Source organism: Pelobacter seleniigenes DSM 18267 (assembly GCF_000711225.1).
GTDB lineage: Bacteria > Desulfobacterota > Desulfuromonadia > Desulfuromonadales > Geopsychrobacteraceae > Seleniibacterium > Seleniibacterium seleniigenes.
The window spans coordinates 64,456-77,097 of record NZ_JOMG01000005.1; the positions used below are offsets into that span (position 1 = coordinate 64,456).

8 protein-coding genes are annotated in these 12,642 nt (G+C 52.3%); 6 read left to right on the forward strand and 2 right to left on the reverse strand.

The window, feature by feature from the left end; translation table 11 throughout:
* Positions 1-161: 161 nt before the first annotated feature.
* The 3 genes from N909_RS0121600 (at position 162) to N909_RS26615 (ending at position 2,960) form a co-directional block, all read left to right on the forward strand.
* Entirely contained in the window at positions 162-1,148 is a 987-nt protein-coding gene (locus N909_RS0121600; RefSeq protein WP_051690037.1) for a zinc-dependent alcohol dehydrogenase, read from the forward strand.
* 78 nt (positions 1,149-1,226) lie between these two features.
* Positions 1,227-2,144 (forward strand): hydroxymethylglutaryl-CoA lyase, encoded by a 918-nt coding sequence (locus N909_RS0121605; protein WP_084167870.1) that lies wholly within the window; start codon positions 1,227-1,229, stop codon positions 2,142-2,144.
* 30 nt (positions 2,145-2,174) lie between these two features.
* Complete coding sequence (locus N909_RS26615) at positions 2,175-2,960, forward strand: IclR family transcriptional regulator (protein ID WP_425415862.1); 786 nt, start codon at positions 2,175-2,177, stop codon at positions 2,958-2,960.
* Positions 2,961-3,004: 44 nt separating this feature from the next.
* Here the strand turns inward: N909_RS26615 and aroB are convergent, their stop codons facing one another.
* Entirely contained in the window at positions 3,005-4,582 is a 1,578-nt protein-coding gene (aroB, locus tag N909_RS0121615; RefSeq protein WP_051690038.1) for a 3-dehydroquinate synthase, read from the reverse strand.
* Positions 4,583-4,838: 256 nt separating this feature from the next.
* On the opposite strand from aroB, the gene typA reads away from it, so the two are divergent.
* A complete protein-coding gene (gene typA, locus N909_RS0121620; RefSeq protein ID WP_029918192.1) occupies positions 4,839-6,650 on the forward strand; it encodes a translational GTPase TypA in 1,812 nt (603 codons plus the stop codon).
* Positions 6,651-6,669: 19 nt separating this feature from the next.
* On the opposite strand, the gene N909_RS0121625 is transcribed toward typA, so the two are convergent.
* The gene (locus N909_RS0121625; RefSeq protein ID WP_029918193.1) at positions 6,670-8,049 is read right to left on the reverse strand and encodes a sigma-54-dependent transcriptional regulator; all 1,380 of its coding nucleotides are present in this window, start codon (positions 8,047-8,049) and stop codon (positions 6,670-6,672) included.
* A 166-nt stretch (positions 8,050-8,215) separates the two neighbouring features.
* Between N909_RS0121625 and N909_RS24950 the strand changes: the two genes are divergently transcribed.
* Positions 8,216-8,887 (forward strand): putative metalloprotease CJM1_0395 family protein, encoded by a 672-nt coding sequence (locus N909_RS24950; RefSeq protein WP_051690039.1) that lies wholly within the window; start codon positions 8,216-8,218, stop codon positions 8,885-8,887.
* A 273-nt stretch (positions 8,888-9,160) separates the two neighbouring features.
* The gene (locus tag N909_RS0121635) at positions 9,161-12,613 is read left to right on the forward strand and encodes a pyruvate carboxylase (protein ID WP_029918195.1); all 3,453 of its coding nucleotides are present in this window, start codon (positions 9,161-9,163) and stop codon (positions 12,611-12,613) included.
* Positions 12,614-12,642 lie beyond the last annotated feature (29 nt).

The window sequence follows — 12,642 nt, forward strand, 5'->3', positions numbered from 1 at the left end:
ATTTGGTTTAGACAGAGATGTGACGGCATGTTGAAAATCGAAGCTATATATACGAAATAACTTTATTTTATTCAAAAAAATAGTTTTCTATTGCATTTGGTTTAAGAGCAGAATAACCTAACAAGCGATAATTATACCTATTAAATAGGATGGAGGCAAAGATGAAAGCAGCTGTTATCAAAAAGGCAGGTCATATTCAGATAGAAAATGTCGCAGCACCGGTTCCGGGGGTTGGAGAGATCCGTGTTGCAGTCCGACTTGGCGGAATTTGCGGGTCGGATAATTCCATGTTTCATGGCAAGTTGCCTGCTCCCTTTCCTTTGATTCCCGGACATGAAGCCATTGGGACAGTGGAGTCCATGGGGGAGCAGGTCAGCGGCTTCAAAGTCGGTCAGCGTGTTACTGTGCACCCGAACTATTTTTGTGGGGAATGTGACCTGTGTAAACAGGGATTGACCAATATCTGCCGTTCAAAAATCAGGTTGGGCGTTGATATTAACGGGGTTTTCGCTGATTTTGTGGTGGTGCCGGCCAAGGCTCTCTATCCTGTCCCGGACGATCTTGCTGATGAGGTCGCGGTGTTGGCAGAGCCGCTGGCGGTTAGCCTGCATGGGGTCAAGCAGGGCAATATTGCCAGTACGGACAACGTTTTGATTTTCGGTGCCGGGGTGGTGGGGCAGCTGGCATTGCAGTTGGCTTTGCAGCACACTGCAAACGTTACCAACTGTGACCTGGTTGCTTCCCGCTTGGAGCTTGCTCGAAAGATGGGAGCCAAAAAGGTCATCAGTGATCCTGAAGAGCTTGCGTCCTGCCAGGGCTCTTTCGATGTGGTTTTTGAAACCAGCGGCGCCCCTTCCGGCCTCGAGCAGTGTATCAATCTGGCTGCACCAGGGGGAAGAATTGTTTTGCTGGGGCTGCCTGGCCAGAGTTACCCGGTCCCGACCGTGTCCATTGTCCGCAAGGAATTGACCATTAAAGGCTCCATGATATACACCACCGAAATTCCCGAAAGTCTTGAGTTGCTCGCCAAGGGTGTCATCAATACTCGGGCGTTGGTTTCCAATGTGATTAAGTTGGAGGACTTGCAGGCAACCCTAGAGGGGTTCTCCGCTCCGGAACGGATGAAAACCCTGGTGAAAATTTCCTAGTTTTTCTTTTAATGTTGTTTCGAGTTTTTTGCTGAAAACAGCTGAATGTCTGAATATAAATAGCTATAGGATGGACTGATGAATGACCAGATGACGGGAATCGAGATACTGTTGGAAGATGAAACGTTGAGGGACGGCCTGCAAGTTGAAAGTCGGATTTTTTCATTAGAGGAAAAGCTGGCTATCTATGATCTGCTTGCACAGGCTGGGATAAAACGCATTCAGGTGGGCTCTTTTGTCCATCCCAAGCGCGTTCCGCAGATGGCTGACACGGACCAATTTATCCGTGAGATTATTCGTCGGAATCCCGACGGCCCGCTCCTGTCGGCACTTATTCTGAATGGTAAAGGGCTGGAGCGTGCTCTCGACTCTGGCGTTAAACATGTCAGCATGTCGGTGTCGGTGAGCAACACCCACAGCCAGAAGAATGCCGGGAAGTCTGCTCCTGAAGCTCTGGAGGCCATGACCGAACTGATTCAGCAGGCCGCGCAGGCAGGGTTGACGGTTCGGGCTGGCCTGCAGTGCGCCTTTGGTTGTGCTTATGAAGGTGCCATTGCAGAAAAAGATGTTTTGGCTGCTGCTGAAAAACTTGCTCATTCCGGCGCTGCCGAACTCAACCTGGCGGATTCTACCGGTATGGCCAGTCCGATGAGTATCCAGAGTTTGGTCTGCCAAGTTCGCGATCTAGTGCCGGATATGAGTTTGTCCCTTCATCTTCATGATACTCGGGGCATGGGCATGGCCAATATGTATGCCGGCTACCGTGCTGGTGTGAAAACGTTTGATGTTTGTACCGGCGGGCTGGGAGGTTGCCCTTTTATTCGTGGTGCGGCCGGTAATGTCCCCACCGAGGATGCCGTTAATATGTTTTCTTCGGTCGGTGCAAGTACTGGTATCGATATGGTAAAACTTTGTGCTATTGTTGGCATTTTAGAGAAAAGCTTGGATAAAAAACTACCGGGGAGAATGGCGACGGTCATTCGCTCAAGTTGTTAAGCTGAATTTTTTCATAAAATGTGAGGGATGATGGCAAAAGTAGCGGAAAAAAAAGCGGCGGCTGTACCTTTGGTTGATGCAGTACTGAAGGCCTTGGAAATTCTGGATTGCTTCAATACCCATGAAACTGAACTGTCGCTAAATCAACTCTGTGAAAAAACAGGTCTTTATAAAAGCCGTGTGCACAGGCTCTGCGGGACGTTGATTACTTCCGGTTACTTGGTGCGTACCTCAAGGACTAATTATCGTTTAGGCCCTAAATTAATGGTGCTGGGTAAGGTTTACGAAAAAAGTAACTCTCTGCGTTCCATTGCCGCGCCTTTTATGAAGAAGCTCACCCAAGATACCGGTGAGTCGACGGCGCTGTTTGTTGTCGACGGCATGAAAAGTATCTGTATGGCTCGGGAAATGGGTTCGTCGCGGCTGGTTTATTCCATCAATGAGGGGGACTATATGGAATTGACCCCCACGGCTGCGGGCAGGGTGTTGCTGGCTTACGCCGATACTAATTTCGTCCAGCGGGTGCTGAGTAAAAATAAGCAGACCCGCTTTACCGAAAACACCAAAGTGGATACCGAGGAAATTCTGGCCGAGCTTGAGCGGATCAGGCGGGAAGGTTACGGGATCAATAATCAGGAACGGGAAGAGGGAATCGCTGCCATAGCTGCCCCGGTTTTTGATTTTGAAAATAATGTGCCTGCCGCTTTGGCGGTTGTGGGTCCGGCTCACCGTTTTAAGGAAAAGCACATCCAGGACCTACTTGATAAATTGCTGATTGCCGCCCGCGAGATGTCCCGTTTGATGGGGGAATCCTGATCTTTCAGCGTTTGGTTCGTGTCTGAACGGCGGACTGTTTCGTACTATCCCTTAACCTTTTGCATGGCGGCGATGACAGCCGAATCTGCGACTTCTTCGGTGCGGAACAGGTCGCCGATTTCTCTGATCAGGATGTAACGGAGGATTCCCGCCTTCTTTTTCTTATCGCTGCGCATGGCCATCAGGATCTGTTCCGCTTCGAGCTGGCGTGGGATCCGGGTCGGTAGCTGCGCAGACGCCAGCACCTTTTCAATCCGCTCTTTGATGTTCGGTGAGCAGTAGCCCAAAGTGGAAGAAAGTTCAGCAGCGATCACCATGCCGATGGCTACGGCTTCGCCGTGGCTGATTTGGTGGCTGCTGAGCCGTTCGATTGCGTTTGCAAAGGTGTGGCCGAAGTTCAGCAGGGCTCTGCGTCCCCGGTCATAGGGGTCTTCCTGGATGATATTGATTTTGACCTGGATCGCCTGCGCAACCAGCGCTTGTAGTTCCGAAGCGTCCTGCAGTCCGCCGTCAGCAGGTTTCCAGTTGCCGGATTCAATCTTTTCCAACAGTTCCTCGTCGGCAATCAGGCTGTGCTTGATCACTTCCGCCATTCCTGAGTTAAAAGCGCGCGGAGAAAGGCTCTGTAGTGTTGCAACATCGGCAATGACGGTTTTCGGCTGTTTGAAGGCCCCGATCAGGTTTTTCCCCTGCGGCAGGTCGACCCCTGTTTTGCCGCCGATGCTGGTATCGACCATGGCCAGCAGGCTGGTCGGGCACTGCACGCAATCAACCCCACGCATAAAGGTCGCAGCGATAAAGCCGCCGAGCTCACTGATCACTGTCCCGCCCAGCGCGATAATCGTACCGCTGCGATCAAAATCCGCATCGAGCAATTGCTCGTAAATGTTTTGTGCCGTGGCCAGGGTTTTGTGTTGGCGACCGGGAGGGACGGTGATGACCGTGTCGATCATGCCGCAGCTGCCGGCGTAGAGGGGCGCTACCGACTGGTCGGTAATAATTGCCGCCGGACCGTTGATTTTAGCCAGGCTGGAAACAAAGGGCAGGATACCGCTGCCGACGATAAATTCGTAGTCCAGGGTCGGCGCTGAAATTTCCAGGCGCAGATCGTGCTTCCCCTGCACAAATTCCGATAGTTCCTCTGCAATTTCAGCAGGATGCTTTTCCGAAGTCGTGAATTGCGAAAAGCGTTTGTAGCCTTTCTCGCGCTGTTGCATCAGTTCGACAATATGCTCAAGCGGGTTTGCTCCTTGCAGCAGCGGCCGGACATTGGAATCATTGGCAACCCGCTGGAGAATCTCCTCAGGGGTGGCGACCAGGCAGAACACTCGTCCGGTTTTACTCAAAGCAGCGGCATTGGCCGGATCGAGCATCATCCGTCCGCCGGTAGAGATGACCAGGCCATCCCGATCTGCCAGCTGCTGGGCGAGTTCGGACTCTTTGCGGCGAAAAGCCGCTTCGCCTTCAACGCGAAAATATTCTGCAATCGAACAGCCGATCTGTTTTTCGATATAATGGTCGGTATCGACAAATTCATAACCCAGCTGTCGGGCCATAAGTCGACCGACGGTGGTTTTGCCGGTTCCCATAAACCCGGTCAGGATAATATTGGGTTTTGCCATGATTTTTCTCTACATGTCGATTGAAAAGAATTTAAGAAATTATTGGTTTGTCGTTGCTTGCCGACAGGAAACGGGTTGACCTGGAAAACATAGGTAAAAGTTACTGACCTGTCAAGAATTTGCCGGTTATTTTGCCATGATATAGCGGGGATATAATATTTCGATCAGTAAAACTAATTCCCTTGGCTTGGCCCCGCCTTTCTGTCATAATCTCGCTCTTTTGGGTAAAACATTTTATTTATAGAAGGTTTAACAGATGTCAGAGAAGTTAAGAAATATAGCAATCATTGCTCACGTTGATCATGGTAAGACCACCTTGGTTGATGCCATGTTAATTCAATCCGGCGTGTATCGGGAAAATCAGGCTATAACCGAGCGGGTAATGGACAGTAACGATCTTGAAAAAGAGCGCGGGATTACCATCCTCTCCAAGAACCTGTCCGTTCAGCACGGTGACCTCAAAATCAATATTGTTGATACCCCCGGCCACGCCGACTTCGGCGGCGAGGTCGAGCGGATTCTCAAGATGGTCGATTCCGTTCTGTTGCTGGTGGATGCTTTTGACGGACCGATGCCGCAGACCCGGTTTGTGCTCAAGAAATCGCTTGACCTCGGTTTGAAACCGATCGTGGTCATTAACAAAATCGACCGGCCGGGAGCGCGTCCGGAAGAAGTGGTCAATATGGTTTTTGACCTCTTCTGCGAACTGAACGCCAACGAAGATCAGCTTGATTTCCCGATCGTCTACGCCAGTGCCAAAAATGGCATCGCCAAGCGGGAGTTGGAGGATGAATCGGATAACCTTGAACCGTTGTTCGAGGTGATTGGCGAGCGTGTCGATCCGCCCAGTGGCGATCCAAACGCGCCGTTCCAACTGCTGGTGACCAGCATCGCCTATAATAAGTTCATCGGTCGGATCTCAACCGGGAAGATTTTCAACGGCACCGTCTCGGCAGGGGAAACCGTTGCCCATATCAATCGTGATGGCACCGTCAAGCACGGCCGGATCACCAAACTGCTCGGTTATCAGGGGCTGCAACAGGTTGAGATCGAATCCGCTTCGGCGGGGGACATTGTCACCATTGCCGGATTTGAGGAGTTGAGCATCGGCGAGACTCTGGCTGACCAGGAGAATCCACAGCCACTGCCTTATGTGGCCATTGATGAACCGACCCTGTCGATGAATTTTGTGGTCAGTAATTCTCCGTTTGCCGGCCGGGAAGGGAAATACGTCACTTCGCGCAACATCCGTGATCGATTGATGAAGGAATTGCGCACCAACGTCTCCTTGCGGGTCGAGGAAACGGACAATACCGACACCTTCAAGGTGTCCGGGCGGGGCGAACTGCATTTGTCCATCCTGATCGAGAATATGCGTCGGGAAGGGTTTGAAATGTCTGTCTCCAAGCCTGAGGTTATCTTTCGCGAAATTGACGGTCAGTTATGTGAGCCGATGGAGTATCTGGCCATTGATGTTCCGGAGGAATATCAGGGCACCGTCATTGAAAAACTCGGTACTCGTAAAGCCGAGATGACCTCCATGCAGACCATGGAAGGGACCAACCGGCTTGAATTTATCATTCCCGCCCGAGGTTTGATCGGTTTCAGGACGGAATTTTTGACCGACACCCGCGGTACCGGCGTCATGAACCACACCTTTCATGAATATGCGCCCTACAAGGGACCGATCAGTGGGCGCAAGAACGGGGTCCTGGTTGCCATGGAATCCGGGGAGACCGTAGCTTACGCGCTGTTCGGACTGCAGGATCGGGGAATTCTCTTCCTGGGGGCAGGGGTCGAAGTCTATGAAGGAATGATTATCGGTCAGCACGCCAAAGAAAATGACCTGGTCGTGAACGCCTGTAAAGGGAAGAAGCTCACCAACGTGCGTGCTTCCGGTAGTGATGAGGCGGTGCGCCTGGTGACTCCGCGCAACCTTTCCCTGGAGCAGGCTCTCGAATATATCAATGATGATGAACTCGTTGAAATTACGCCGAAATCCATCCGCTTGCGGAAACGTTATCTGGATGCCAACGAACGCAAGAAAATGGAAAAGAAAGCCAAGTAAAAAATCCTGGGAGTGGCTGCTAGGCATCTACTCCCAGACGCTTGATTTTTTCCACCAAGGTCGTGCGGTTGATATTGAGTAACTCAGCCGCACGGGCTTTCACCCCGTGCCCTAGATCCAACGCCTGAACAATCAGTTCCCGTTCAATATCCGCGATGACCTGATTCATATCGATGCCATTTGCGGTTATCTTCGGTGTGATCGTCAGCTCCTGACTCTGAAACTTGCCGATATCCGAAGGCAGATCGCTACAACCGATTTCGGTGCTGTCGGTCAGTGCGACTGTCCGTTCGATAATATTTTCCATTTCCCTGACATTGCCGGGCCAATCATAGGCTTCCATGGCCCTAAGCGCATCCACACCGATGCCGATCAGCGGGCGGTTCATTTCTTTGCAGATCTTCTCCATAAAATAACGTGCTAGTTGAGGAATGTCGCCGCGGCGCTCTTTTAAGGGGGGCAGGTGGATGGGAATGACATTGAGACGATAATACAGGTCCTCCCGGAAGCGTCCTTCTTTGACTTTTAACTGCAGGTCGACATTGGTGGCCGAAATCAGGCGAACATCCAGGTGGATTTTGCGACTTGAGCCGATTCGTTCTATCTCATGCTCCTGCAGTACCCGCAGCAGTTTCATCTGCAAATGTAGTGGCATGTCACCGATCTCATCCAAAAAAATCGTACCGCCGTTGGCAACTTCAAATTTGCCCGGTTTGTCGGCGACGGCACTGGTGAAGGCACCCTTGACATGTCCAAACAACTCCGACTCGAGCAGATCTTCAGGAATCGCTCCACAGTTGATGGCAATAAAAGGTTTGTCCTTGCGGGAACTGTTGTAGTGAATCGCTTTGGCGACCAGTTCTTTGCCGGTCCCGGATGCTCCCAGCACCAGGATCGTTGAATCGGTTCCGGCAATTTTTTCCATCCGTTCAAAGACCAGTTGCATGGCCTGACTGGTGCCAATGATATTATCAAAACGGTAGCGCCCGTGAAGTTGCTGACGCAGGTATTGGTTTTCCAGAACCAGCCGGCTCTTTTCCAGTGCTTTGGCGACTTGAATCTTCAAACGCTCAAAGTTAAACGGCTTGGTGATATAGTCGAGCGCTCCTTCCTTCATGGCTTCGACCGCTGTCTCTGCGGAGGCGTTGCCGGTAATAAGGATGACACAGGTTTCGGGAGAATCTTCTTTGACCTGTTTGAGAATATCGATGCCGCTGACCCCGGGGAGCAGCAAGTCGCTGATGATGAGGTCAAAGGGATGTGTTCTCAGGAGGGATAATGCCTTTTCTCCGGAGTGGCAACTTTCAACACTGTAGCCGGCTTTGCTCAACAACAGTGAAAGGGCCTTGCAACTGTCCGGCTCGTCATCAATCAGTAGGATTTGAGATTTGTTCGGCATGGCGGCTCCCTGGCAGGCGTCATTTGTTTGACGTCAGCCTAGCACGGCCATAAAAATGGAACAACAGGAATCGGTGAACCGACTGGAGCTGGCGGCGTTAAAGATATTGAAAAAAATTAAATAAGATTATATTTTAAAGACTTGCTGACCGGATAATGAGTGGGAAATGTTGACTATTTCATCTCAGTTGTATTTGTCGAACTCCTCCCAGCCCCTTTCGCGGAGTGATGATGGTGATCTGAAGGGGACTGATCACACGCAGAACTCTGCGGTCAGCCAGGCTAACGATCCTGCGCTCGCTCATATCGAACCCGGTCAGCAGACCACCCGACCTGATGGCAGCCGTAAAGATTCCCTTGAGCTCAGTGCCGAAGCTGAAGAAATCCGCCAGTTGCAGTTTCGTGACCATGAAGTCCGCGCCCATGAAGCGGCTCATGCGGCTACCGGTGGTGCTTATGCCGGATCCCCGCAATACCAATACCAGCAGGGGCCGGACGGTAAAGCCTATGCTACCGACGGAGAGGTTAGTATCGACATGTCTCCGGTCAGCAGCGATCCTGAGGCGACTTTGGATAAGGCTGAACAGATCCGCGCGGCAGCTCTGGCTCCGGCCCAACCGAGCGGGCAGGACCTCAAAGTGGCCCAGAAGGCCCAGGCCATGGCCAGTAAGGCAAAAATCGAACTGGCCCAACAGCAGTCCGAGGAGTTGTCCGCTGCTGCCAACCAGGACACGGCTTCCACCCCTTTGGCTGCAGACTCCCATTCGCTCGGCAATGACTCGTCACCAACAGTGCCCAACAGTTTCACCGGGATCGCCCGACTCAGTATCTACTCCTGATTTTTTAACCTTTCTTTGCAGGATCGGTCGGCACGTCCGGTTCTGTTTTCTTTCTTACCTGGTTTTCTTTTTGGCCTGGTTTTATGGCATATTGTTGGAAAAATAAAACGTTATTCTATATTGACATTTGTCCTATATTTCTGCTTTTATCGCAATGTGTTTGATGCAAATATATGAAATTTAAGAATAAAATTAAATATCAGTAAAAATATTTAGGCATCTCAAAAAATATCAAATTTGTAATCATTCAGGTCTCTTGGAGGAAAATAAAACATGGCTAAGCGGAATTTTAAAAAAATCATGGCTGCCAATCGCGGCGAGATCGCCATCCGGATCTTTCGCGCCTGTACCGAACTCGGCATTGCGACTGTTGCCATTTATTCGGAGCAGGATCGGCTTTCCCTGCATCGTTATAAGGCTGATGAGGCTTATCAGGTCGGAGCCGGCAAGGGACCCATCGAAGCCTACCTGGGCATCGACGAGATTATTGACCTGGCGCGGAAGAAAAATGTCGATGCCATTCATCCGGGGTATGGCTTTTTATCGGAAAACGCCGATTTTGCAGAGGCCTGCGAACGGGCGGGAATCGCCTTTATCGGGCCGACTCCCGAGGCCCAACGCCAGCTGGGCAATAAACTCTCCGGCCGGGAGGTCGCCATCGCCGCCGGAGTGCCAATTGTTCCCGGTACCGACAGCCCGGTAAGTACCGAGGAGGAAGCGCTGATCTTTGCCAAGGCCACTGGCTATCCCATCATTGTCAAGGCCAGCGCCGGTGGCGGCGGTCGGGGAATGCGGGTGGTCTATAATCAGAAGGAACTGCTGGAAGGTTTGAAGAGCGCAGCGTCGGAAGCCAAAGCTGCGTTCGGCGATGCAACGGTCTTTCTGGAAAAATATATCGAAAATCCGAAGCATGTCGAGGTTCAGGTTCTCGGCGATCAATACGGCAACCTGGTGCATTTCTATGAACGGGACTGCTCCATCCAGCGGCGCCATCAAAAGGTGATCGAAATGGCGCCTTCTCTCTATCTGAGTAAGAAGAAGCGAGAAGAGCTCTGCGCTTATGCCTTGAAAATGGCGGCTGCGGTCAATTACAGCAATGCCGGCACTATCGAATTTCTTATGGACCATGAGCAGAATTTCTATTTTATTGAAGTCAATCCACGGATCCAGGTTGAGCATACCGTGACTGAACTGGTTACCATGCGCAATCTGGTGCAGATGCAGATCAGGGTTGCTGAAGGATATAAATTGACCGATCCGGAGATCGGCATCAAGAGCCAGAAAGAGATTGAGCTGCGCGGCTATGCGATTCAGTCGCGGGTCACCACCGAAGACCCGGCCAATAATTTTGCGCCGGATTTCGGCATCATTAAAGCCTACCGCACCGCTGCCGGCTTCGGCGTGCGGCTGGATGCCGCGGCCGGGTATGCCGGAGCCCAGATTACCCCCTATTACGATTCGTTGCTGGTGAAGATTTCCACCTGGGGATTGACCTTCGCTGATGCTGCGCGAACCATGCATCGTTCGCTGCAGGAATTCCGGATCCGCGGGGTGAAGACCAATATCGGCTTCCTGGAAAAAGTCATGACGCACCCGGTTTTCCTGGCCGGAAACTGTGATACTTCGTTTCTGGAAAAGCACCCGGAGGTGTTTGACCTGCGTGCCAAAAAAGACCGGGCCAACAAAATTCTCAGTTACATCGGCCATATTTCCGTGAACGGCTATCCCGGCATTGCCCCGGCCAAGGCGCTGCGCTATGCCGAACTGCGCGAACCGGAGATTCCGGAAATTGCCTATGGCCGGCAACATCCGCGGGGGACCAGGGATATCCTGCGTGAAAAAGGGCCGGCCGGACTGGCCGCCTGGGCGCGCGCACAGAAGCATCTGCTGATCACCGATACCACCATGCGTGACGCCCATCAGTCGCTGGTGGCGACCCGCTTCCGGACCTTTGACCTGGACCGGATCGCCGAAGCCACCGCCCACCTGGGCGGCGGACTGTTCTCCTTGGAGATGTGGGGAGGCGCGACCTTTGATGTGGCGATGCGTTTTTTGCGGGAAGATCCCTGGGAGCGTCTTGATCGGTTGCGGTCCAAGGTGCCGAACATTCTTTTTCAGATGCTGCTGCGCGGTTCCAATGCGGTCGGTTACACCAATTATCCCGATAATGTCGTCCAGGAGTTTGTCACTCAGGCGGCGCGGAGTGGAATCGATATCTTTCGGGTGTTCGATTCCCTGAACTGGACCAAGGGGATGCAGGTGGCCATGGAAGCGGTTCGTAAAAACGAGGCGATCTGTGAAGCGGCCATCTGCTACACCGGCGATATCCTCGATCCGAAGCGGGACAAATACCCCCTCGCATACTATGTCGGCATGGCCAAGGAGTTGGAGAAGATGGGCGCACATATCCTGGCGATCAAGGATATGGCCGGGCTGGTCAAGCCGTTTGCCGCGGAAAAGCTGGTCAAGGCGCTGAAAAACGAAATCGGTCTGCCGATCCATTTGCACACCCATGATACCTCGAGTAATGGCGGCGCCATGTACTTGCAGGCCGCCCAGGCCGGTTGCGATATCGTGGACGTGGCCCTGTCATCGGTTTCGGGACTGACTGCCCAGCCGAACATGAACGCCCTGCTTGCCGCTCTGCAGGGGACGATCTGGGATCCCAAGATGGATTTGGACGGGCTGCAGAAATTGGCCAATTATTGGGAAACCTGCCGCAGTTATTATGCGCCATTCGAGTCTGAACTGCGTAGCGGGACCGCTCAGGTCTATTTTCATGAGATCCCGGGCGGGCAGTATTCCAACTATAAACCCCAGGTGGAAGGCCTGGGCCTGGGACATCGTTGGGAAGAGTGCAAGCTGATGTATCGCAAGGTCAACGATATGTTCGGGGATCTGGTCAAGGTGACTCCGTCGTCAAAGATTGTCGGCGACATGGCCATGTTTATGGTGCAGAACAACCTGGAACCGGACGATGTTTATCAGCGTGGTCACGAATTGACCTTTCCCCAAGGGGTGATCGACTTTTTCAAGGGAATGATCGGCCAGCCATATGGTGGCTTCCCGGAAGAACTCCAGAAAATCATCCTCAAAGCGGAGCGACCACTGACCTGCCGTCCCGGTGAATTGCTGGAACCTGTTGATTTTGAATTGAAGCAGGTTGAACTGGAGAAAAAGCTCGGTCATCAGGTCTCCCGCAGGGATACTCTGTCCGCGGTGCTGTATCCTGGGGTTTTTGAGGAGTTCGATCGGTTCCGTCAGGATCACAGCGATACCTCGTTTTTGCCGACCCCGGTCTTTTTCTACGGCCTTGATATCGCTGACGAGGTGACCATCGATATTGAAGCGGGCAAAACCCTGATCGTTAAGCTGAATGCTATCGGGCGCGTTCGCGAGGACGGGACCAGACATATCTATTTCGAACTTAACGGAGAACCGCGCAGTGCCACCGTGACGGATCTGGCCGTGGTGGTGGATGAAACCAGCCATGTTAAGGCAGATCCGGCCAATGGACATGAGATAGGGGCGCCCATGCCGGGGAGGATTTTCAAGCTCATGGTTCAGGTCGGCGACCAGGTTTCTGCCGGCGATGTCGTGGTCGTGACCGAAGCGATGAAGATGGAAACCAATGTCAAGGCGACGAAATCAGGTACGGTCAGGGAATTGATGTTCAGCGAAGGAGCCCAGATTGAGCAAGGAGACCTGCTGGCGATTCTGGATTAAACTGCAAAGCGGCTGGGCTGGATGGGGAG

Coding starts and splice junctions, on each gene's coding strand:
- N909_RS24950 (WP_051690039.1), top strand. CDS start 8,216: ATGTTGACTATTTCATCTCAGTTGTATTTGTCGAACTCCTCCCAGCCC.
- typA (WP_029918192.1), top strand. CDS start 4,839: ATGTCAGAGAAGTTAAGAAATATAGCAATCATTGCTCACGTTGATCAT.
- N909_RS0121600 (WP_051690037.1), top strand. CDS start 162: ATGAAAGCAGCTGTTATCAAAAAGGCAGGTCATATTCAGATAGAAAAT.
- aroB (WP_051690038.1), bottom strand. CDS start 4,582: ATGGCAAAACCCAATATTATCCTGACCGGGTTTATGGGAACCGGCAAA.
- N909_RS26615 (WP_425415862.1), top strand. CDS start 2,175: ATGGCAAAAGTAGCGGAAAAAAAAGCGGCGGCTGTACCTTTGGTTGAT.
- N909_RS0121625 (WP_029918193.1), bottom strand. CDS start 8,049: ATGCCGAACAAATCTCAAATCCTACTGATTGATGACGAGCCGGACAGT.
- N909_RS0121635 (WP_029918195.1), top strand. CDS start 9,161: ATGGCTAAGCGGAATTTTAAAAAAATCATGGCTGCCAATCGCGGCGAG.
- N909_RS0121605 (WP_084167870.1), top strand. CDS start 1,227: ATGAATGACCAGATGACGGGAATCGAGATACTGTTGGAAGATGAAACG.